This is a genomic window from Thauera phenolivorans, assembly GCF_001696715.1.
In the GTDB taxonomy this organism is placed as follows: Bacteria; Pseudomonadota; Gammaproteobacteria; order Burkholderiales; family Rhodocyclaceae; genus Thauera; species Thauera phenolivorans.
Genome location: NZ_MBFM01000003.1, coordinates 14,372 through 34,521, shown reverse-complemented (window position 1 = coordinate 34,521; position 20,150 = coordinate 14,372). Strand labels below are relative to the sequence as shown.

The 20,150-nt window shown below is 67.9% G+C and carries 22 protein-coding genes and 1 tRNA gene; 16 read left to right on the top strand and 7 right to left on the bottom strand.

What is annotated here, in order from left to right:
- From BB334_RS07005 to BB334_RS06960, 10 genes are all read left to right on the top strand, one after another.
- Nucleotides 1-355, top strand: a 355-nt coding sequence (locus BB334_RS07005; protein WP_269798995.1) for a His/Gly/Thr/Pro-type tRNA ligase C-terminal domain-containing protein, incomplete at its 5' end; no start/stop codon positions are given.
- Nucleotides 356-382: 27 nt separating this feature from the next.
- Entirely contained in the window at nt 383-904 is a 522-nt protein-coding gene (infC, locus tag BB334_RS07000) for a translation initiation factor IF-3 (RefSeq protein ID WP_083200333.1), read from the top strand.
- A gap of 150 nt (nt 905-1,054) precedes the next feature.
- On the top strand, nt 1,055-1,252 hold the full coding sequence (gene rpmI, locus BB334_RS06995) for a 50S ribosomal protein L35 (RefSeq protein ID WP_068806356.1): 198 nt from the start codon (nt 1,055-1,057) through the stop codon (nt 1,250-1,252).
- Nucleotides 1,253-1,264: 12 nt separating this feature from the next.
- Complete coding sequence (gene rplT, locus BB334_RS06990) at nt 1,265-1,624, top strand: 50S ribosomal protein L20 (protein WP_068806353.1); 360 nt, start codon at nt 1,265-1,267, stop codon at nt 1,622-1,624.
- 84 nt (nt 1,625-1,708) lie between these two features.
- Entirely contained in the window at nt 1,709-2,740 is a 1,032-nt protein-coding gene (pheS, locus tag BB334_RS06985) for a phenylalanine--tRNA ligase subunit alpha (RefSeq protein ID WP_068806350.1), read from the top strand.
- A gap of 48 nt (nt 2,741-2,788) precedes the next feature.
- Complete coding sequence (gene pheT / locus BB334_RS06980; RefSeq protein WP_068806347.1) at nt 2,789-5,179, top strand: phenylalanine--tRNA ligase subunit beta; 2,391 nt, start codon at nt 2,789-2,791, stop codon at nt 5,177-5,179.
- Nucleotides 5,176-5,487, top strand: a complete 312-nt coding sequence (locus BB334_RS06975; protein ID WP_068806343.1) for an integration host factor subunit alpha — start codon at nt 5,176-5,178, stop codon at nt 5,485-5,487. The genes pheT and BB334_RS06975 overlap by 4 nt, the downstream gene beginning before the upstream one ends.
- On the top strand, nt 5,468-5,848 hold the full coding sequence (locus BB334_RS06970) for a MerR family transcriptional regulator (protein ID WP_068806340.1): 381 nt from the start codon (nt 5,468-5,470) through the stop codon (nt 5,846-5,848). The genes BB334_RS06975 and BB334_RS06970 overlap by 20 nt, the downstream gene beginning before the upstream one ends.
- A 69-nt stretch (nt 5,849-5,917) precedes the next feature.
- Nucleotides 5,918-5,994, top strand: a tRNA-Pro gene (locus BB334_RS06965).
- 63 nt (nt 5,995-6,057) lie between these two features.
- The gene (locus BB334_RS06960; protein ID WP_068806336.1) at nt 6,058-7,239 is read left to right on the top strand and encodes an MFS transporter; all 1,182 of its coding nucleotides are present in this window, start codon (nt 6,058-6,060) and stop codon (nt 7,237-7,239) included.
- 19 nt (nt 7,240-7,258) lie between these two features.
- On the opposite strand, the gene BB334_RS06955 is transcribed toward BB334_RS06960, so the two are convergent.
- The 3 genes from BB334_RS06955 to BB334_RS06945 form a co-directional block, all read right to left on the bottom strand.
- Nucleotides 7,259-8,128 carry an SIR2 family NAD-dependent protein deacylase gene (locus tag BB334_RS06955; protein WP_068806334.1) on the bottom strand — a complete coding sequence of 290 codons (870 nt, stop codon included), beginning with the start codon at nt 8,126-8,128 and terminating at the stop codon, nt 7,259-7,261.
- 190 nt (nt 8,129-8,318) lie between these two features.
- Entirely contained in the window at nt 8,319-8,873 is a 555-nt protein-coding gene (locus BB334_RS06950) for a phasin family protein (RefSeq protein WP_068806331.1), read from the bottom strand.
- 136 nt (nt 8,874-9,009) lie between these two features.
- A complete protein-coding gene (locus tag BB334_RS06945) occupies nt 9,010-10,053 on the bottom strand; it encodes a hypothetical protein (RefSeq protein WP_068806328.1) in 1,044 nt (347 codons plus the stop codon).
- 114 nt (nt 10,054-10,167) lie between these two features.
- Here BB334_RS06945 and BB334_RS06940 point away from each other — a divergent pair, with 114 nt between their 5' ends.
- Nucleotides 10,168-10,743, top strand: coding sequence for a DUF2939 domain-containing protein (locus tag BB334_RS06940; protein ID WP_068806326.1), 576 nt, complete (start codon nt 10,168-10,170; stop codon nt 10,741-10,743).
- Between the two features lie 31 nt (nt 10,744-10,774).
- On the opposite strand, the gene BB334_RS06935 is transcribed toward BB334_RS06940, so the two are convergent.
- Nucleotides 10,775-11,500 (bottom strand): murein L,D-transpeptidase catalytic domain family protein, encoded by a 726-nt coding sequence (locus BB334_RS06935; RefSeq protein ID WP_068806323.1) that lies wholly within the window; start codon nt 11,498-11,500, stop codon nt 10,775-10,777.
- Between the two features lie 165 nt (nt 11,501-11,665).
- Between BB334_RS06935 and BB334_RS06930 the strand changes: the two genes are divergently transcribed.
- The 5 genes from BB334_RS06930 to rpoS all read left to right on the top strand — a co-directional run bounded on the left by BB334_RS06930 (nt 11,666) and on the right by rpoS (nt 16,624).
- Complete coding sequence (locus tag BB334_RS06930; protein ID WP_198531202.1) at nt 11,666-13,297, top strand: L,D-transpeptidase family protein; 1,632 nt, start codon at nt 11,666-11,668, stop codon at nt 13,295-13,297.
- A gap of 111 nt (nt 13,298-13,408) precedes the next feature.
- Nucleotides 13,409-14,152, top strand: coding sequence for a 5'/3'-nucleotidase SurE (surE, locus tag BB334_RS06925; RefSeq protein WP_068806320.1), 744 nt, complete (start codon nt 13,409-13,411; stop codon nt 14,150-14,152).
- Nucleotides 14,149-14,805, top strand: a complete 657-nt coding sequence (locus tag BB334_RS06920; protein WP_083200332.1) for a protein-L-isoaspartate(D-aspartate) O-methyltransferase — start codon at nt 14,149-14,151, stop codon at nt 14,803-14,805. Before surE ends, BB334_RS06920 begins: the two co-directional genes overlap by 4 nt.
- Nucleotides 14,806-14,813: 8 nt before the next feature.
- On the top strand, nt 14,814-15,674 hold the full coding sequence (locus tag BB334_RS06915; RefSeq protein ID WP_068806317.1) for a peptidoglycan DD-metalloendopeptidase family protein: 861 nt from the start codon (nt 14,814-14,816) through the stop codon (nt 15,672-15,674).
- Nucleotides 15,675-15,685: 11 nt separating this feature from the next.
- Nucleotides 15,686-16,624: an RNA polymerase sigma factor RpoS gene (gene rpoS / locus BB334_RS06910; RefSeq protein ID WP_068806314.1), complete on the top strand. Its 939-nt coding sequence runs from the start codon at nt 15,686-15,688 to the stop codon at nt 16,622-16,624.
- 34 nt (nt 16,625-16,658) lie between these two features.
- On the opposite strand, the gene mltB is transcribed toward rpoS, so the two are convergent.
- From mltB to BB334_RS06895, 3 genes are all read right to left on the bottom strand, one after another.
- A complete protein-coding gene (mltB, locus tag BB334_RS06905) occupies nt 16,659-17,684 on the bottom strand; it encodes a lytic murein transglycosylase B (RefSeq protein WP_068806311.1) in 1,026 nt (341 codons plus the stop codon).
- A complete protein-coding gene (locus BB334_RS06900; protein ID WP_068806308.1) occupies nt 17,681-19,675 on the bottom strand; it encodes a transglutaminase TgpA family protein in 1,995 nt (664 codons plus the stop codon). The genes mltB and BB334_RS06900 overlap by 4 nt, the downstream gene beginning before the upstream one ends.
- Nucleotides 19,668-20,150, bottom strand: a 483-nt coding sequence (locus BB334_RS06895) for a DUF58 domain-containing protein (RefSeq protein ID WP_158014387.1), incomplete at its 5' end; no start/stop codon positions are given. The genes BB334_RS06900 and BB334_RS06895, both read right to left, overlap by 8 nt.

Below are 20,150 nucleotides of genomic sequence, written 5' to 3'. Positions count from 1 at the left end.
CGGCATTCTCATCGAGCACTACGCCGGCGCGATGCCGTTGTGGCTGGCGCCGGTGCATGCGGTGGTGATGAACATCTCCGAAGGCCAGGCGGAATACGCGACCGAGGTGGCGAAGGCGCTCAAGCACGCGGGCTTCCGGGTCGAGGCGGATTTGCGCAACGAGAAGATTAACTATAAAATTCGCGAACATAGCGTGCACAAGCTTCCTTACCAGATCGTGATCGGCGAAAAGGAAAAGGCCGCGCGAGTGGTCGCTGTGCGTGCCCGGGGTGGTCAGGATCTTGGCCAAATGTCCCTCGATTCGTTGATCGAACGCTGGCGTCGCGAGATTGAAGCGAAAGCCGGGTCGGTCTGATTTTTTGTCTTCGTGGAGAGTTGAACCATCGCTCAAGAAAAAAAGCAGCGCGTAAATGGGGAGATCAGCGCGCCACAGGTCCGGCTGGTTGGTGAAGAAGGTGAGCAGCTCGGTATCGTGTCCCTGAGGGAAGCCCTTGCAGCAGCCGACGAAGCAGGGCTGGATCTTGTCGAAATCGCACCGATGGCGGCGCCGCCGGTATGCAGGTTGATGGATTTCGGCAAGTTCAAGTATCAGGAACAGAAGAAGGCCCACGAAGCCCGAAGCAAGCAGAAACAGGTGCAGGTGAAGGAGGTCAAGCTCCGCCCCGGCACCGACGAGAACGACTACCAGATCAAGTTGCGCAACCTCAAGCGCTTCCTGGACGAAGGCGACAAGTGCAAGGTCACGTTGCGCTTCCGCGGCCGCGAAATGGCCCACCAGGAAATCGGCATGCGTCAGCTCGAGCGGATCAAGGTCGATCTCGAGGAGCTCGGTCAGGTCGAGCAGATGCCGAAGATGGAAGGTCGCCAGATGGTCATGGTGATCGCACCGAAGAAGAATCGCTGATTCGGCGTATATGAATCTGCCTCCGCAGGGGGGCGATGCCGTTGGAATCCGGACGGGTTCCGACGGAAAACAAGTGGTGTCAGGTACTCAAACGTGCGGCGGCAATCGCGGTCGCGCTACCTGACGGCATCCAATAATCGGAGTTCAGCAATGCCCAAGATGAAGACCAAGAGCGGAGCCGCGAAGCGGTTCAAGGTCCGCTCCAGCGGTGGGATCAAGCGGTCCCAGGCGTTCAAGCGCCACATCCTTACCAAGAAGACGACGAAGGTGAAGCGTCACCTGCGCGGCATGACCGAAGTGCATGCGGCAGATGAAAAGCTCATCCGCGCCATGCTTCCGTACGCCTGATAGGAGACCGCCATGCCTCGCGTCAAACGTGGTGTAACCGCCCGCGCTCGCCACAAGAAAGTCCTCGTCCAGGCCAAGGGTTTCCGCGGCCGTCGCAAGAACGTCTATCGGATCGCCAAGCAGGCGGTGATGAAGGCCGGTCAGTATGCCTACCGTGACCGCCGTACCCGCAAGCGCGTGTTCCGCGCCCTGTGGATCGCGCGTATCAACGCTGCGGCCCGCGAACTCGGCATGACCTACAGCACCTTCATGAACGGTGTGAAGAAGGCGGCGATCGAGATCGACCGCAAGGTCCTGGCCGACCTGGCCGTGTTCGACAAGCCCGCCTTTGCGGCGATTGCCGAGCAAGCCAAGGCCAAGCTCGCTGCGTAAGAAGACGCAGCCCCAAAAAAGGAGGCCAAGGCCTCCTTTTTTTTCAAGATTTCCCGCACCACAGCATTCCCGGATGGCAGGCATATGAATCACCTGGATCAACTGGTTCAACAGGCCACGGCCGAGTTTGCGGCCGCCGCCGACGGCGCCCAGCTCGAGCAGGCCAAGGCGCGCTACCTCGGCAAGAGCGGCTCGCTGACCGAGCAGCTGAAGGCCCTCGGCAAGCTTGCCGCCGAAGAGCGTCGCGAGGCGGGCGCCGCGATCAATCGCGCCAAGGGCGCGATCGAGTCCTCGCTCGAGGCGCGTCGCCAGGCCCTGCGCGAAGCCGCGCTGCTCGAGCAGCTGGCGGCGGAGGCGCTGGACGTTACCCTGCCGGGACGCGGCCAGGGCACCGGCGGCCTGCATCCGGTGAGCCGCACCCTCGAACGCATCGAGGGCTTGTTCCGGTCGATCGGCTTCGTCGTTGCCGACGGCCCCGAGATCGAGACCGACTGGCACAACTTCACCGCGCTCAACACCCCGGCCAACCATCCGGCACGTTCGATGCACGACACCTTCTACCTCGAGGGGCACGACGACGTGCTGCTGCGCACCCATACCAGCCCGGTACAGGTGCGCGAGATGCTGGCCCACGTCGAGCGCTACAAGGACCTCGACACCATGCCCGAGCTGCGCATCATCGTGCCGGGCCGGGTGTACCGGGTGGACTCCGACGCCACGCATTCGCCGATGTTCCACCAGGCCGAAGGCCTGTGGATCGGCGAGAACGTCAGCTTCGCCGACCTCAAGGGGGTGATTGCCGACTTCCTGCGCAAGTTCTTCGAGAGCGAGGACCTGCAGGTGCGCTTCCGCCCATCCTTCTTCCCCTTCACCGAGCCTTCGGCCGAGATCGACGTCGCCTTCATGAGCGGGGCGCTCGAGGGCCGCTGGCTCGAGATCGCGGGCTGCGGCATGGTCCACCCCAACGTGCTGCGCTTCGGCGGCTTCGACCCCGAGCGCTACACCGGCTTCGCGTTCGGCATGGGGCCCGACCGGCTTACCATGCTGCGCTACGGCGTGAACGACCTGCGACTGTTCTTCGAAGGCGATCTGCGCTTCCTGAGTCAGTTCAAGTAACACGACCCCGCTGCCGAACCCGGGCAGGTCAATCCAGGTAATCGAACCATGCAATTCTCCGAACAGTGGCTGCGGACCTTCGTCGATCCGCAACTCGACAGCAACGAACTCGGCCACCTGCTGACGATGGCCGGCCTCGAGGTGGAAGAAGCCGATCCCGCCGCGCCGCGCTTCACCGGCATCGTCGTCGCCCGCATCGTCGAGGCGGTGCAACATCCGAACGCCGACAAGCTGCGCCTGTGCAAGGTGGATGCCGGCGGCAGCGAGCTGCTGCAGATCGTCTGCGGCGCGCCCAACGCGGCGGCCGGCATCAAGGTTCCGTGCGCCCGGGTCGGCGCCGTGCTGCCGGGCGAGTTCCGGATCAAGGCCGCCAAGCTGCGTGGCGTCGAGTCCTTCGGCATGCTGTGCTCGGCGCGCGAGCTCGGGCTGTCGGAGGACCACGGCGGTCTGCTGGTGCTGCCCGAGGACGCCCCGATCGGCGCCGACATCCGCGACTATCTCGCGCTCGACGACACCCTATTCACGATCAAGCTCACGCCCAACCGCGCCGACTGCCTCAGCCTGACCGGTGTCGCTCGCGAAGTGGCGGCGCTCACCGGCAGCCCGCTCGTCGAACCCGAGATCGCGCCGGTGGCGCCTGCCATCGATGCGCGTCGAGCGATCGTGCTCGATGCGCCCGAGGCCTGCCCGCGCTACTGCGGCCGTGTGCTGCGCGGCGTCGATGCCCGCGCGGCGACGCCCGACTGGATGGTGCAGCGGCTTGCGCGCAGCGGCATCCGCTCGATCAGCGCATTGGTCGACATTACCAACTACGTGATGCTCGAGCTCGGCCAGCCGCTGCATGCCTTCGACAACACGCGGCTCAGCGGCGCGATCCACGTGCGCCATCCGCAGGGTATCGAGCAGGTGCTGCTGCTCAACGAACAGACGGTCGCTCCCGCGGCCGATACCCTGCTGATCGCCGACGAGGCGCGTGCGCTCGCCCTCGCCGGGATCATGGGTGGAGAGGAAAGCGGCATCAGCCTCGACACCACCGAGGTGTTCCTCGAAAGTGCCTACTTCACGCCGGACGCGATTGCCGGACGCGCGCGTACCTACGGCTTCGGTTCGGACGCTTCCCACCGTTACGAGCGCGGGGTGGACTTCGAGCTGCCGCGGCGTGCGATGGAGCGGGGGACCGCGCTGATCGTGGAGATCTGCGGCGGCGAGGCGGGGCCGGTGGAGGAGGCGGTGTCGCCCGCCCATCTGCCCGCACGCCATGTCGTGCGCCTGCGGCCGGCGCGCGCGAGACGTCTGCTCGGAGTCGGCATCGACGACGAGGCGATGGCCGCGCTGCTCGAGCGGGTTCATCTGAAGGTCGAACGCGTCGGCGGCGACCTGTTGGTGACGCCACCGTCGTTCCGCTTCGACATCGCGATCGAGGAGGATCTGATCGAGGAGCTCGCCCGCCTGCATGGCTACGACGACATCCCGGCGGTCCCGCCGCAGGGCAGGCTGCAGATGGTGGAGAGCGCGGAGGACCGCCGTCCGGTCTGGGACCTGCGCCATCGGCTGGCCGCGCGCGGCTTCCAGGAAGTCGTCAACTTCGCCTTCGTCGAGGAGGTCTGGGAGCGCGACTTCGCCGCCAACGAGAACCCGATCCGGCTCGCCAATCCGATCGCCAGCCAGCTCAGCGTGATGCGCTCGACCCTGGTTCCCGGCCTCGCCGCCAACCTCGTCACCAACCGCAACCGCCAGCAGGACCGCGTGCGGGTGTTCGAGATCGGCCGCTGCTTCGAGCGCAAGGCTGACGGCGAGCCGGTCGCCGGCTTTCATCAGCCGCTGCGCATCGCCGCGCTCGCCGCCGGCGATGCCTTGCCCGAGCAGTGGGGCGAGCGCGGCCGCAAGACCGACTTCTACGACCTCAAGGGCGACCTCGAGGCGCTCTTCGCGCCGCTTCGACTGCACTTCGAGCGGGTCTCGCATCCCGCCCTGCATCCCGGCCGCGCCGCCGCGGTGCTGCTCGACGGGCGGCGCATCGGCGTGCTCGGCGAACTTCACCCGGTCTGGGTGCAGCGCTATGAGCTGGGCACGGCGCCGGTGGTGTTCGAGGTGGAACTCGAGGACGCGCTCGCGGCGCGCCTGCCGGGCTACGTCGAAATCTCGCGCATGCCGGCGGTGGTGCGCGATCTCGCGCTGGTTGTGGGCCAGGACGTCACCGTCGCGCGCGTGCTCGAGGTGCTGAAGGCCGCGGCACCGGCGGTGGTGAGGGAGATCACCCTGTTCGACGTGTATCAGGGCAAGGGCATCGAGCCCGACCGCAAGAGCCTTGCGTTCAGGGTATCGATGCAAGATACTCAGCGCACCCTCGGAGAGGCGGAAGTCGAGTCTGCGGTGGCCGCGCTCGTGCGCGAGGCTGAAATCGCGCTCGGCGCACGACTGCGTGGTTCGGGAGAATGAAGGTGACCCTGACCAAGGCAGAGCTCGCGGACCTGCTGTTCGAGCAGGTCGGCCTCAACAAGCGCGAGGCCAAGGACATGGTCGAGGGCTTCTTCGAGGAGATCCGGATGGCGCTCGAGCGTGGCGAGTGCGTCAAGCTGTCGGGCTTCGGCAACTTCCAGTTGCGTGACAAGCCGCAGCGGCCCGGACGCAATCCGAAAACCGGCGAGGAGATCCCGATCACTGCCCGTCGGGTGGTGACTTTCCATGCCAGCCAGAAACTCAAGGCAGCAGTGGAGCAACTCAGCGATGCAAGCAAGCAGCCCTGACATTCCGTCCAGCGAACTCCCGCAGATTCCTGCCAAGCGCTACTTCACGATCGGCGAGGTAGCCGAGCTCTGCGGCGTGAAGCCGCACGTACTGCGCTACTGGGAGCAGGAGTTCACCCAGCTCAAGCCCGTCAAGCGCGGCGGCAACCGGCGTTACTATCAGCATCACGAGGTGATGCTGATCCGGCGCATCCGCCACCTGCTGTACGAGGAGGGCTTCACGATTTCCGGGGCGCGCAATCGACTCGGGGAGTCGGCGATCATGCAGCATGAGGACGCGCAGGAGCTCGAGCGCTGCAAGGCCTTGATGGCGGAAGTGCGCAGCGAGATCGAGGCGGCACTCGCCGAGCTGCGCGGCTGAACCTCGATAAAAAATCATCGTGGGGGGGCTGGTAAATCCGTCTTTCGCCGCTATAATGGCGGCTTGTGTCGGGGCGTGGCGCAGCCTGGTAGCGCACTTGCATGGGGTGCAAGGGGTCGCGAGTTCGAATCCCGCCGCCCCGACCATTTGAATCTGTCTTGCGAAAAAAGCCGCCTAGTGCGGCTTTTTCGTTTTCCGAGCTCGACCCGATGGCCGTTACCTCCGTCCGCCGCAGCGTCGGCCTTCTCGCCGCCTGCCAGGCCCTGCTGTTGTGCAACGCGGTGACGCTGATCGCGGTGAACGGCCTGGTCGGCGTCCGTCTTGCGCCCACCCCGGCGCTCGCCACGCTGACCATCACCGGCTATGTCATCGGCACAGCCCTGACGACGATTCCGGCCTCGCAGTTCATGAAGCGTTTCGGGCGCCGCAGCGGCTTCATGTTCGGTGCCGGCCTCGGCGTGCTCGGCGGTCTCGCGTGCGCGCTGGCACTGCAGCTCGAAAGCTTCTGGCTGCTCTGCTGCGGCACGCTGATTGCGGGCACTTACAACGCCTTCGGCCTGCAGTACCGCTTCGCCGCCGCCGACATGGCGCCGGCCGACTTCAAGGCGAAGGCGATCTCCTATACCCTCGCCGGCGGCATTGCAGGCGGCTTCATCGGTCCCGCCCTCGGCAACCTCACGCGCGACGCGATGGCAATCGAGTTCATGGCCACCTACGCCTCGCTGTCGGGTTTCGCCCTGGTCGCCCTGCTGATCGCTAGCCGCCTGCGCCTGGCCGAGCCGACGACCGGTGGGCCGCAGAGGGGCAGCGGCCGCGGCCTGCTCGAGATCGCGGGCCAGCCGGCCTTGCTGGTCGCGGTGCTGGCTGCCGCGGTCGGCTACGGCACGATGAACCTGCTGATGGCCGCGACCCCGCTGGCGATGGATGTGTGCGGCTTCCCCTTCGACGACGTCGCCTTCGTGCTGCAGTGGCACGTCCTCGGCATGTATGCGCCTTCCTTCTTCACTGGCGGCCTGATCCGACGCTTCGGCGTGCTGCGCATCCTGCTCACGGGGGCGGTGCTGATGCTCGGCTGCATCGCGATCGCGATGTCGGGGCTGAGCCTGATGCACTTCTGGTGGGCCCTGCTGCTGCTCGGTGTTGGCTGGAATTTCCTCTACATCGGCGGCACCACGCTGCTGACCGAGACCTATCGGCCCGAGGAGCGGGCGAAGGTGCAGGGTGGAAACGACTTCATCGTGTTCGGCGTGCAGGCGCTTTCCTCGGTCGCAGCCGGCGCGCTGGTGCTCGGCCAGGGTTGGGCGACGCTGAACACCTACGCGATCCCGGCGGTCGCACTCACCGCGCTTGTCAGCGCAATCCTGATGATGCGCGCCCGGCAGCGGGCCTGATCGTCGGATCCGTCCGTCCTCACCCGCGCGCGGCGAAGAAGTCCTCCGCGGCCAGTGCCGCATGGATGCCCTCGATGCCGGTCAGCGCACCGCAGCGAAGGTGCAGCGCGCCCGATGGCAGTGTGGTTTCCACCTGCGGGTTCAGACGGATGAGGCGATCGCCGGTGGTCTCGGCGAAGTGCCTGACGGTGGGCACATGGGTGCCGGCGCCGATCTCGATCGTGAGAATGCGGCGGGCGCCTTGCCGCCAGCGCACGTAGTGGCGCTCCTGCACTGCGCTGCGGCCTTCGAGCCACTGCCCATCGCCGAACATGAGGATGTTGGGGCGCGCGATGCCACCGCAGTGAGGGCAAGGCGGTGGTGGATTGAGCAGGCGGCAGACGGCGTCGTCGATCTCGGGCACGAAACCGTCGGCGGGCCAGATCTCGCCGGCACAACCGTGCTGGCACTGCAGGTGGTGGATGGAGCCGTGCACCTCCAGGACCCGGTCGGGCTCGTAGCCGGCGCGCTGGAACTGGCCGTCGACGTTCGAGGTGAACACGAACAGGCCGTGGCGCAGGCGCCGCCCGATCTCGCGCAGCAGGCCGAAGCCGCGGTGCGGACGGGTTCGACGGTAGAGGGCGAGGCGGTGACCGTAGAAGCCCCAGGCCTGCGCCGGATCGCGGCGAAAGGCCGCGGGGTTGGCAATCTCCTCGAAGGCGAGGCGGGCTTGGGCGAGCGCGGGGTAGGCCTTCCAGAAGCCTTCGCTGCCACGGAAGTCGGGCAAGCCGGAGTCGACGCCGATGCCCGCGCCGGCGGCAACGACGAGGCCGTCGGCTTCCGCGATCCATGTCGCGGCCAGGGCGAATGCCTCGGGTGAGGGAAGGCAGGGGGCGGAGTCAGGAGCCATGGGGTCGGTTCCCTGGTATGGACGGGCCACAATGCATGCTAACGCGTGCGGGGTCGTGCGTGCGTCTGGGCCCACGGCCGGGCGATGGGGACGTGAACGCAAAAAATGCCGCCCGTTCGGAACGGGACGGCATTTCCGTGTCGGACCGAAGCCCGGCAGCGACGGTCCGCAGACCGCCGCTGGAAGGCGCTCAGGCGACCTTGCGGGACGCGGTGCTGACGGCCTTCACGGTCGCGTCGGTCGCGGCCGAAACGTTGGCTTCAGCGAGGTCGGTGACCTGACGGGCGGCCTTGGTCATGCTGTCGTAGGCGCTGTTGGCGGCGGCGACGGCCGAGCGCATTGCGGTGACGGCAACGTCCGAGCCAGCCGGGGCCGACTTGGCCGCTTTGTCGAGTGTGGTGGCGACGTTCTTGTTGATCTCGGCGATCTGGCCGTCGAGCAGCTTGGACGCGTCTTCCTGGCTCTGCGAGGTGATCTCGTACACGTTGCGGGCGTAGGCGACCGCCTTCTCGACCACCGGCTGGGCAAGCGAGGCCTGCAGGGCGGCGAGTTCCTTGACGTCCTTGACCGCGAGCAGGGCGCGGGTGCTGGCGACGCTGTCTTCCATCACCGAACGCGCGGTGTTCAGGTTCAGCGCGGTCAGGCGCTCGATGTTGGCGAAGGCGCTGGTGGCGAGGGTCTGCAGGGTCTCGATGCTGGCCTGGTTGCTGGCGACGAACTGCTCGGGGGCGGTGAAGTTGGTCATGTCGGTAATCCTTGGTCTGTCGATCGGTGGGGCGCTGCTTTTGTTGCGGCGCAACATGGAGCTCATTATAGGGGGCGATCGAGGGGTGTCAAGGAATTTGTGCGGTGCACCAACCGCGTGTTTCGACTCGCCCCGTTCAGAGATAACGCTCGCCGTGGGCGAGACGGTTGACCCGCTCCGGCAGGTCGGCGCGCCGACAACGAACCGGCAGCACCGAGCGCGACAAGCCTTCGCCGATGCGGATGTCGGTGAGGGTGATCTCGTTTACCGCGGTGGACGGCGCGGCGTCGACCCGGCGGTTCATGCGGTCGAGGCGCAGAACCACCTTCTCCGCCTGGAGGTGGTCCGCGGGGTGCGACAGCACGGAGTCGATCACCCCGAAGTAGTCCTCCATGCTGCCGAGTGCGATCCTGGCCTTGCCGAGTTCCGCCGTGGTGCCGGCGAGCTCGCTTTCGAGCGCCTCGATCTCGTCGCCGTGGATGCGGCTGTCCTCGGCGAGCGAATCCAGGCCGTGCGCGCGGCCTTGCAGCCATCGCAGTCGCGCCTGCTGCCGCGCGTGGAACTGGGTGAGCTCGTGCGTGCGCTCCTGTGCGGTGCGGACCCGCTCGAGGGCGATCTGGATCAGGTGGCGGAAGGTGCGCTGGCACAACTCGAGCCGCATCGTCTGCTCGTCCGCCGCCGGCACGACGATGCGGTGTTCGCTGAAGCTCACCGTTTGCTGCGGGATCTCGGTGCGGACCATGTCACCTTCGAGGCCCGTGCCGAGCACCGTACGTTCGCGTCGCTGCATCGATAGCAGGGCGAATGCCTCGTCGCAGGCGATGTTGGCGCTGTCGCCGAAAAAGGCGCGCAACTCCTCGCTGTCGCCGAGTGTGGTCCCTACCCCGGCGGCGGTCGCGAAGAGCGCATTGAGGTGCGGGTCTTCGCGCCACCCCTTTTCGGAGAGCAGTAGGGGTGGCGGGAGCTCGAGAATGTGCGAGCGGATGTGGAGCAGGCTGTGGACGACGCCACCCTCGAGTCGGGCGCGATAGTCGGGTAGCGCCCGGAGACGCGGCTCGACGGTGTCGACCACCAGATCGACCGCCTTTGGCAGGAGCGGGCGAGCGTGTTCGGGCAGGCGGTCGGCCGGGGTGCTGGAATCGCGTTCGAGAAGTCGTGCAATGAAATCGAAGAGGGCCATCGTGAAGTTCGCAGTAGGGGCGCAGTCGGCGGCGGTCGGTGGATCGTCGCAGGCATGAGGATCGGGAGCGTGTACAGTCGCGCCTGAACAGTCGAGGACAAATCAGGGAAGCGAATGAAGTTGAAGAAGATCGTCGCCTTCGTCGCGATGCTGGCGATCGGCGGCTGGTATTACGCTACACTTTATCTGGCGATCGCGGAGATGCGGCGTGCAGCGCAGGACGGGGATGCGACCGGCTTTGCCGCCCGGGTGGATTTCCCCGCCGTGCGCGCCAGTCTGAAAGCGGACCTGCAGGCGCGGATCGGCGGCGAACTCGCGCCGGAGCTGCGCGACAACCCCTTCGCCGCCCTCGGTGCGGCGCTGGCCGGATCGATGGCCGGAGTGCTGGTCGATGCGCTGGTGACGCCGGAGGGCGTGGCGATGCTGCTGCGAGGGGTGATGCCCGAAGCCGGCGAACGGCCGGAGGCGGGCGAGGGGCGGGAGCCGGTGCCGGGGCAGGCGCGCAGCCCGCGAGCCGCCGACGAGGACAGGCGCGAGCCAGCGATCGTCGAGCGTGGCTACACCGGCTGGAATCGCTTCGAGTTCGTCGTTGCGGCGGCCGAGACGCCCGACGACACCGTTCGTTTCATCATGCGGCGCCACGGCCTGGCGGACTGGAAGCTGAGCGCGATCGACCTTTCGGAACGCTGAGCCCGTCCTTCGCTCCGCCGGGTGCGCGCAATCAGCTGCGCGGGTCGCGCAGCGGGGCGATGACGGCGCTGACCCGGCTCGGCGAACAGTTCAGGTAGGCCGAGGACTGTAGCCAGTCCTGATCGGGGTAATAGGCGAACATGTACTGCCCGCCCTTCAGATGGTCGACGACCTGCTGGCCGATCTCCGGGCGCACCGCGGGGCAGCCCTGGCTGCGGCCGATCCGGCCCTGGCGTCCGATCCAGCTCGGATCGACGTAGTCGGCGGAATGCACCACGATCGCGCGCTCGCGTGCCCGGTCGTTGATGCCCGGCTCGAGCCCGTCCATGCGCAGCGAATACCCGTGCTTGCCGACGTAGGTCTCCTGGGTGCGGAACAGGCCGAGGCTGGTCTGGTGGCTACCCACGTTGTTCGAGAAGCGGGTGGCGAAGTTGTCGCCGGAATTCTGTCCGTGGGCGACGAAATCCTGCAGAACCAGCTTGCGGCGCTCGAGGTCGAAGATCCATAGGCGCTGTTCGGAGGAGGGCCGGGAGAAGTCGATCACCGCGAGCCGCTCGGCGGCGTCGAGGCCATTGGAAACAGCACAGTCCATCGCGGCGATCGCCTTGTCGAGCACCTTGCGATCGAGCGTGGGCGCCGCGGTGGCAAGCGAATCGAGCAGGGCTCGGGAAGAGGGGCTGCCGGCCTGGGCCGGGAAGGAAATGACGCTGGCGAGGGTGGCGAGCGCGAGCAGGCCGCGGCGGACCGTATTCGTCATGCAGTATGATCTCCCTGATTGCGCAGAATAAAGCGCGCGCCTGGGCCGCATCCGCCGGGATACGGCAGCGCACGCCCCGCCGGGCGCGCAGCGAGTAATCGCTGCGCTCGGGGCTGCGTTCGCATAGGGCGCGGATTTTAACATGCAATCAATGGAGTACACGATTTGTCCCTGTTCAGAGCACTACTCTTCCTGCCTTTGATGCTGCTGCCATTGGCGGTGAGTGCCCAGTACGGTTACTCGACGGAGATGAGCGCGCTGATCCGCTCGCAGATCGAGCAGCTCGCCGGCGAGCCGAAGGTGGAGTGGCGGGAGGAGTTATCGCGCTTCTACGCGCGGCGCGGCGACCGGCCTGCGTGGGATACAGCCGACGGCATCCACCGCCTGGTGGCCGCGATCGAGACCCTGCGCGACGACGGCCTCGAAGTGGCGGACTACGATCTTTCGCACTTGCGCTCGCTTGCCGGCAAGCACGCGCTCGGCGAGCGTGTCTTCCGCGAGCTGCTTGCCAGTCGCGTGTTGCTGCGGGCGCTAGGCGACCTTTCTTTCGGCCGCCTCGACCCCGCCCAGGTCGAGCCGGTGTGGCATGCCGAGACGACACCGCCCGCATTCCTGAACCGCGCCCGGCTGGTCGAACTGGCCGAGCTTGCAACCGAGGATCCGATGCGTGCGCTCGCGCAGGCGCGTCCGGACCTGCCCGAGTACCGCGTGCTGCGCGCGGCGCTCGCGCCGCTGCGGGCGGTGCAGGCGCTCGGTGGCTGGCCGGTCGTGGGCGCGGGACCGACCCTGCGCCCGGGGGCGCTCGACCCGCGCGTGCCGGCCCTGCGCGAGCGTCTGCGCATCGCAGGACATGAGGTCGGCGAGCGGCGTGATACCGCATACGAGGGGGCGCTGGTCGAGGCGGTGCGCGCCTTCCAGCGCGAGCACCGCCTCGATGTGGACGGCGCGCTCGGTCCGGCGACGCTGGCAGCGCTCGACGCCTCGCCCGCGGCACGCATCCGCCAGTTGCAGGCAAACCTCGAGCGCCTGCGCTGGTATGCGCGCGAACGCGAGCCGACCGGCGTGGTGGTCGATGTCGCCGGTGCGGTGCTCACCTACTTCCGCGACGGCAGCCCGATCTGGCGCACCCGCGTCCAGGTCGGCCGGCCAACGCGGGAGACCCCGTTGCTCAAGTCCGAAGTCACCCATTTCACCTTCAACCCGACCTGGACCGTGCCGCCGACCATCCTGCGCGAGGACAAGCTGCCGGTGATCCGGCGCGATCCGGGCTATCTCGCGCGCAACCGCATGAAGGTCATCGGGTCGGGCGGACGAGTGATCCCGCCGGACGAGATCGACTGGTCGAATCCGGGCGGCCTGATACTGCGTCAGGACGCCGGGCCGGGCAACGCGCTCGGGCAGGTCGTGATCCGTTTTCCCAACCCGTTCGCGGTGTATCTCCACGACACCCCGAGCAAGCGCCTGTTCGACCGCAACGCGCGCAGCACGAGTTCGGGTTGCGTGAGGGTGGAGGGCGCACTCGAGCTCGTCGCGCTGATCAGCGCGGACGGCGGTGGTCCCGACGAGGCGGCGGCGAAGGCGATCCTCGATAGCCGCCGCACCCGCAACGTGAGCCTGCAGCGGAGGGTACCGATCGTGGTCGTCTACTGGACGGCCGGTGTCGACGAGGACGGTAGTCTGGCCTACCGTCCCGACATCTACGGGCTGGATGCGCCCATCGTGCAGGCACTGGGCGAGCGGCGCGCCTCGCTCGCGGCGGAGGCGGGTGCCAGGCCGGCCGCGCTCGCGCTGCGCTGAGCCGCCTTCGGCGGCGCCGGGGCGTGCTGGCCGCTGTGCTAGAATCTTGCGTCCTCCGCCGCGCCAGAAGGCCTGTCCCAGCCCCAGGGCGGCAACCCGTACGGAATCGAAATGCGCATCCTGGTCAGTAACGACGACGGCTATTTCGCCCCCGGCATCGCGGCTGTGGCCGAAGCGCTCGCGAAGATCGCCGACGTCACCGTGGTCGCGCCCGAGCGCGACCGCAGCGGCGCGAGCAACTCGCTCACGCTCGATCGCCCGCTGTCGCTGAGGCAGGCGGCAAACGGCTTCCATTTCGTCAACGGCACCCCCACCGACTGCGTTCACCTCGCGGTCACGGGCATGCTCGACCATCTGCCGGACATGGTCGTGTCGGGTATCAATCACGGTGCCAATATGGGCGACGACACCGTCTATTCCGGTACGGTCGCGGCCGCCACCGAGGGGCATCTGCTCGGGGTGCCGTCGATCGCGGTCTCGCTCGTAAGCAAGGAGGCAACGGACTTCAGCCATGCCGCACGCATCACCTGCGATCTCGTGCGGCGCTTCATGCAGAGTCCGTTTCGCCACCCGGTGCTGCTCAACGTGAATGTTCCAGATCTCGCCTACGAACGGATGAAGGGAGTCCGCGTCACCCGGCTGGGCAAGCGTCACAAGGCCGAGCCGGTGATCCGTACCAAGACGCCGCGCAACGACACGGTGTATTGGATCGGTCCGGCGGGCGGTGCCGCCGACGCAGGCGAAGGGACGGATTTTCACGCGGTGGCCGAGGGCTACGTGTCGGTGACGCCGCTGCGCATCGACCTGACCCACACCGGCCAGGTCGATGCCGTGGCGGAGTGGATCCGGCAATGAGCGTGCGCGCCGTCGATGCGGGGCAGGCCAGCCGCGCGCGCGCGCGCATGGTCGATCGCCTGCGCACGCAGGGCATCCGGGACGAGCGCGTGCTCGCCGCGATGCAGGCCGTGCCGCGCCACCAGTTCGTCGACGAAGGCCTCGCCTTCAGCGCCTATGACGACACGCCGCTGCCGATCGGCTTTCAGCAGACGATCTCGCAGCCGTTCGTGGTCGCACGCATGATCGAGCTGCTCGTCGGCGGAAGGGAACTCGGGCGGGTGCTCGAGGTGGGCGCCGGGTGCGGCTACCAGGCGGCGGTGCTGTCGCGGCTGGCGACCGAAGTGTATGCAGTGGAGCGCATCCGCGGGTTGCTCGATCGGGCTCGCGACAATCTTCGCCCTTTGCGGCTCCCCAACGTGAGGCTGAAACTTGCGGATGGCAGTCTCGGTCTTCCCGAGGCGGCCCCGTTCGACAGCATCGTGGTCGCTGCGGCCGCGATCGGGCTGCCGCAGGCCTTGCGGGATCAGCTCGCACCGGGCGGGCGGCTCATCGTCCCGATCGGCGCGGGGGCCCAGCAACGGCTGCTCCTGGTGGAGCGTCAAGGTAAGGTATTCAAGGAAAGCTGGTGCGAGGCGGTGCGCTTCGTGCCCTTGCTGACAGGTATGGAATGAAGGACTCAATGCGGATTCACAACAGAACCAAGACCCTCGCCCTCGTCGCCGCGCTCGGCATCCTCGGCGGCTGCGCTGCGCCTGGCACGGCGCCGGTGCGCAACGGCAGCAGCGCTGCCGCACCGGCGACGGCTCCGGTCGATTCGTCGACCACCTACGTCGTTCGGCCGGGCGACACCTTGCTTGGCATCGCGCGCCAGAAAGGTCGCAGCCTGGCGGATCTGGTCTCGTGGAACGGCCTTTCCAATCCCGACCAGATCGAGGTCGGTCAGCATCTGCGCATTGCACCTCCGGACGTCGGAACCGGGTCGGCGGTCGCGGTCGCGGTGCCGGTGCCGGGCAGTTCGGTGACGGTCGCCCCCGCCGTTTCGTCCACCAGCGTGCCGATCCAGCAGGGGCCGCAGGGCGGCACCCAGCCTTACAGCGACCAGGCCTGGGCCAAGGTCGATCCATCGGCCGGGGCGGCCGCGATCCCGCCGGCGAAACCGCCGGCGACCGCGACCGACGGCAAGTGGAGCTGGCCGTCGGGCGGACGCGTGATCACCGGCTACAACGAAGCCAGCAACAAGGGTGTCGACATTGCCGGCAACCCGGGCGATCCTGTCTATGCCGCCGCGCCCGGCAAGGTGGTGTATTCCGGCAGCGGCCTGCGCGGCTATGGCAAACTGGTTGTCATCAAGCACGACCAGGAGTACAACTCGGTCTATGCTCATAACCAGAACCTTCTGGTCAAGGAGAACGACGAGGTCGCGAAAGGGCAGAAGATCGCTGAACTAGGAAGCACCGACGCCGATCGGCCCAAGCTGCATTTCGAGATCCGCAGGCAGGGCCGCGCGGTCGATCCGATGCAATATCTCCCGCCGCGCTGACGAGACGAGCCATGGAAGATCCGGTTGCCCCTGACGATTTCGAGAGTCAAGACCAGCCGGATCTCCCGCTTGAGGTCGAGGTCTTCTTCGAGCGTCCGCAACGCGAGCCTCGCAACGAGTTCCTCGGCGACGTCACCCAGCTCTACCTCAACGAGATCGGCGCCAATCCGCTGCTGACCGCCGAAGAGGAGGGCCGTCTCACCCGACTCGTCCGAAGCGGCGATTTCGAGGCCCGGCAGATGATGATCGAGCGCAACCTGCGCCTGGTCGTCAACATCGCAAAACATTATCTCAACCGCGGCATTCCACTCCTCGACCTGGTCGAGGAAGGCAACCTCGGTCTGATGCATGCGCTCGAGAAGTTCGACCCGGAGCGTGGCTTCCGCTTCTCCACCTATGCCACCTGGTGGATCCGGCAGAACATCGAGCGCGCGATCATGAACCAGTCGCGCACCATCCGGCTTCCGGTCCACGTGGTGAAGGAGCTCAACCAGGTGCTGCGCGCACAGCGCGAGATCGAGGCGAAGCAGGAAAAGGGTTGCACACTCGAGCAGATCGCCAGGCGGCTGGACAAGTCGGTCGATGAGGTGCGCGCGATACTCGCTCTCGCCGACCACACTGCCTCGCTCGATGCGCCGCTCGACATCGATCCCGCGCTCTCGATCGGCGAATCGCTTGCCGACGATCGCGCGGTCTCTCCGGACGATCAGATCCATGCGGGCGAAGTCGAGACCCTGGTGCGCGAATGGCTGCGCATGCTCGGCGGCAAGCACCGCACGGTGATCTACCATCGCTACGGCATCGACGAATGCGAGCTGATGACGCTCGAGGAGCTTGCCACCCAACTCGAGCTCACCCGCGAGCGGGTGCGCCAGATCCAGCTCGAGGCGCTCGCCCAGTTGCGCCGCATCCTCCGTCGTCGCGGCATCGAGCGCGACGCGCTGTTCTGATCTCCTGTCGTTGCGGGCGGCCGTTCCCCGGCCTTCAGCGGCCTGTCGCGGCCAGCCGGTCACGCTGGCGACGGATCGTCTCGGCGAGCTCGAACACCGACATCGCGTAGAAGCTGCTGCGGTTGTAGCGGGTGATGACGTAAAAGTTGCGATAGCCGAGCCAGTACTCGGTCGTCGCGTTCGGCGACTCGAGATCGACCAAGGTGGCGGTCGACGCCGGCGCGCTGCCGCCGATCGTCGTCACGCCGATGCTGGCGAGCGCGCCGGGATCGAGCGCGGGCTCGATGCCGGCCGCGACCAGCGGGGCGGGATCGACGACCCCGGCGAAGCGCGCACGCTCGGCAATCGGGGCGCCGGGCTGCCAGCCGTGCACGTGCAGGTAATTGGCCACACTGCCGATCGCGTCGTAAGGATCCGATTCGAAATCGATCTCGCCGTTGCCGTCGAAGTCCACCGCATAGGCGCGCAGGCTGCTCGGCAGGAACTGCGGGTAGCCGAGGGCGCCGGCGTAGGAGCCGTAGTAGCTCGCAGGATCGCGGCGCTGCTCGCGCGCCATCAGGAAGAGCGCTTCCAGTTCGCCACGGAAGAGTTCGGCGCGCCGCGGATAGTCGAAGGCGAGCGTGGCCAGGGCCGACATCGTCTCGAAGTTGCCGGTGTGTCGGCCATACACAGTCTCCACGCCGATGATCGCGACGATGATCTCCGGCGGCACGCCGAAGTGCTCGCTCGCGCGCTCGAGCAGCGCGGCATTCTCGTCCCAGAACGCCACGCCGCCGCGGACGCGGATCGGGTCGAGGAAGCGGGCGCGGTAGTTGCGCCAGGATCGCACGCCACGCTTGCTCGGCGGGGTGATCAGGCGGATGACGTCCGGCTCGTGGCTCGCGCGCGCCAGCGCGGTGCCCAGTTCGTCGGCGTCGAAACCGTGGCGCTCCACCATCTCCTGAATGAACGCCTGGCCTTCTGCGCGCTCCGCGTAGGAGGCGCCGGCGCTCAGCGGGAGCAGCAGGCTGGCGGTGAGGGCGAGGTGGCGGGCGAAGCGGGCGGTCGTGGCTGAGGTCATGGCAATCTGAGCTTCCGTATCTTGTGGTGGAGTCGGTGCGCCGCGGCGACGTCGGCCTCGGGGCCGTAGCGCAGGCGGGCGTAGGTGCGCGCGATCTCGCGCAGGGCATCGGCCTGTTCCGGGAGTGCGGCGGCAACTCGCTCGCCGTAATCGAGCGGGCCTTCCCAGGATTCACGCGCAAGGCCCTTGTGTGCCAGGCGCTTGCCGAAGAGCGCCCAACTCCGCGAGAGCCGATCGCCGCGACGCTGCTGGCGCCCGGCCCACAGCAGAAGGGCGCCGAGCAGGAGTGCGAAGGCGACGCCGATCGCGCCGCCGAGGGTCACCCAGTCGGTGCGATCCAGGCCGAGGCGGCCGAGCAGGTCGCGCTGGATGCTCGAATTGTAGCCAATAACCCACTGGTTCCAGGCATTGGATGCGGCTTCCCAGCGGTGGCGCACGGTGCGTAGCCAGTCCAGGCCGGCGCGCATCATCAGCGGTCGGACCTCGCCTTCGGGCAGTGCGGCGGCGATGCCGGACTCGATCCGGCCCGGTGCCGCAAGCGCGGTGGGATCGACCCGTACCCAGCCCCGGCCCGTGAGCCACACCTCTGTCCAGGCGTGCGCGTCGGACTGACGCACCACCATGGTGCCGTCGATCGGGTTGATCTCGCCGCCCTGGTAGCCGGTGACCACCCGCGCCGGCACGCCCGCGGCCCGCATCAGCACGGTGAAGGCGGCCGAAAAGTGCTCGCAGAAGCCGCGCCGGGTGTCGAACAGGAATGCGTCCACCGTGTGGCGGCCGAGCGCGGGCGGACGCAAGGTATACACGAGGCCGGCGCTGCGCAGGCGCGCGAGCGCTCGCTGCAGCACTGCCTCGTCGGACACGGCGCCGGTTGCCAGCTCGGCGCCGAGCGCGACGGTGCGCGGATTGTAGCCGGCGGGCAGGGCGAGCGCGGCGGCCAGGGCCTGCCTCCGCTCGTCGATGCCGACCGCGGTGTGCGGTTGAGCGGCGAGCTGGAAGCGGCTGCGCGTGCGGATGGGCTGGGAGCTCAGGGCCTGGTAATCGCTCGCGTGGAGGACGCCCTGGAGGCCGGCGGCCGGAAAGTCGAGGGCGAGCAGCCAGCGTCGGTTGTGCGGCTCGAGCGTCAGGCGGTAGTCGAGGCGCGGCCCCGAGGGTGAGTAGAATGGCGAGGACGACTCGAGCGCTCGGCCGGCGCGCCAGGTGCGGCCGTCGAATGCGGTGAGTACCGGGCCGCGCCAGTAGCGCTGCGCGGGCGGCGGGGGCGTGCCGTCGAACTCGGCACGGAAGGCGATCGCCCCGGACTCGCCGAGATTGCTGATCGAGCCCGGGCTCATGGTTTCGGAGAGGCCGGTGAGGCCGCTGTAGGCATCCGCGGGCAGGCCCCACAGCGGCCCCGGCAGGCGCGGGAAAAGCACGAAAATCACCAGCATGAAGGGCAGCGCGTGCGCGAGCAGCAGCGCGCTCACCCTCAGGCGCTCGCGGTTGTCGGCGGTCCGGTCGGCGAGCGCGTTCAGGGCGGTGACCGACACCAGGGTGGCACAGAGCGCGAGGGCCGCCACCGGCAGTGACTGATCTCCGAGAAACACCGCCAGCTGGAGGAAGAAGCAGAGGAACACGCCGGCGCGGATGTCGCGCGCCGAGTCGGTCTCCAGCAGCTTGAGGCAGAGCAGGATCGCAAGCAGCGCGATCCCGGGGTCCTTGCCGAAGAAGTGTCCGAAGCTGTAGCGCACGCCCGCCGCCGCGGCGACGCCGAGCGCGAGCACCAGGAGCGACCATGGCGGGTGCCGCTGTTCGATCAGCAGCAAGGCGCGCCAGGCCAGCAGTGCGCCGCAGAGCGCCGAGGTCCAGAGGGGGAGCCAGGCGAGATGCGGCAGCAGGGTCAGCGCGGCGGCGCCGAGCAGCCACAGGCCCTGGTCGCGATCGAGCGCGGGGGGGAGCACGGAGGCAGCCGGCCGGCCTCGCGGCAGTCGTGCGGCCACGGCGTCAAGCATCACGCGTTCCCGACGGTACATTCCGGAACAACGCCAGCTGGCGCAGGCAGCGGTGCAGATGGAGTTCGCCGCGGCCGGGCGCGATCGTCGTGCCGCCGAGCACGAGCGCGTAGCGACATCCGCTGCGCTCGGCGGCGAGCAGCCAGGCGGCGAGCCGCGACAGCTTCGCCTCGAGGTCGAGTGAAGGCGGCAGCGCTGCCGAGTCGAGCAACAGATCGGCGCCGACCAGGCCGGTGAACTGCTTGGTCAGCAGCGGTCCGCCACGCGCGACTACTTTCCAAGCGACGTGGCGCAGTGAATCGGCGTCGCGGAAGCGGCGCAGGCCGCTGAAGTCCTCGTCGCCCTCGCCGCCGCTGCGCAGCCGGGTTCCGTCTGCGGCGCGGTCGACCGGCAGCGGCGGCGGGTCTGCCTCGGGCGCGGGATAGACCAGGCAGGTGGTAGCCGGGGTGAACACGCTCCAGGCGCGCGCCAGGCC

What these genes read in the sequence shown, in the direction of transcription:
- BB334_RS06915 (WP_068806317.1), top strand. Translation starts at nt 14,814, where the DNA reads ATGCGGATTCACAACAGAACCAAGACCCTCGCCCTCGTCGCCGCGCTC.
- BB334_RS06955 (WP_068806334.1), bottom strand. Translation starts at nt 8,128, where the DNA reads ATGGCTCCTGACTCCGCCCCCTGCCTTCCCTCACCCGAGGCATTCGCC.
- BB334_RS06940 (WP_068806326.1), top strand. Translation starts at nt 10,168, where the DNA reads ATGAAGTTGAAGAAGATCGTCGCCTTCGTCGCGATGCTGGCGATCGGC.
- rplT (WP_068806353.1), top strand. Translation starts at nt 1,265, where the DNA reads ATGCCTCGCGTCAAACGTGGTGTAACCGCCCGCGCTCGCCACAAGAAA.
- pheT (WP_068806347.1), top strand. Translation starts at nt 2,789, where the DNA reads ATGCAATTCTCCGAACAGTGGCTGCGGACCTTCGTCGATCCGCAACTC.
- BB334_RS06950 (WP_068806331.1), bottom strand. Translation starts at nt 8,873, where the DNA reads ATGACCAACTTCACCGCCCCCGAGCAGTTCGTCGCCAGCAACCAGGCC.
- BB334_RS06935 (WP_068806323.1), bottom strand. Translation starts at nt 11,500, where the DNA reads ATGACGAATACGGTCCGCCGCGGCCTGCTCGCGCTCGCCACCCTCGCC.
- pheS (WP_068806350.1), top strand. Translation starts at nt 1,709, where the DNA reads ATGAATCACCTGGATCAACTGGTTCAACAGGCCACGGCCGAGTTTGCG.
- BB334_RS06960 (WP_068806336.1), top strand. Translation starts at nt 6,058, where the DNA reads ATGGCCGTTACCTCCGTCCGCCGCAGCGTCGGCCTTCTCGCCGCCTGC.
- BB334_RS06900 (WP_068806308.1), bottom strand. Translation starts at nt 19,675, where the DNA reads ATGCTTGACGCCGTGGCCGCACGACTGCCGCGAGGCCGGCCGGCTGCC.
- rpoS (WP_068806314.1), top strand. Translation starts at nt 15,686, where the DNA reads ATGGAAGATCCGGTTGCCCCTGACGATTTCGAGAGTCAAGACCAGCCG.
- BB334_RS06975 (WP_068806343.1), top strand. Translation starts at nt 5,176, where the DNA reads ATGAAGGTGACCCTGACCAAGGCAGAGCTCGCGGACCTGCTGTTCGAG.
- surE (WP_068806320.1), top strand. Translation starts at nt 13,409, where the DNA reads ATGCGCATCCTGGTCAGTAACGACGACGGCTATTTCGCCCCCGGCATC.
- BB334_RS06945 (WP_068806328.1), bottom strand. Translation starts at nt 10,053, where the DNA reads ATGGCCCTCTTCGATTTCATTGCACGACTTCTCGAACGCGATTCCAGC.
- BB334_RS06970 (WP_068806340.1), top strand. Translation starts at nt 5,468, where the DNA reads ATGCAAGCAAGCAGCCCTGACATTCCGTCCAGCGAACTCCCGCAGATT.
- mltB (WP_068806311.1), bottom strand. Translation starts at nt 17,684, where the DNA reads ATGACCTCAGCCACGACCGCCCGCTTCGCCCGCCACCTCGCCCTCACC.
- BB334_RS06920 (WP_083200332.1), top strand. Translation starts at nt 14,149, where the DNA reads ATGAGCGTGCGCGCCGTCGATGCGGGGCAGGCCAGCCGCGCGCGCGCG.
- rpmI (WP_068806356.1), top strand. Translation starts at nt 1,055, where the DNA reads ATGCCCAAGATGAAGACCAAGAGCGGAGCCGCGAAGCGGTTCAAGGTC.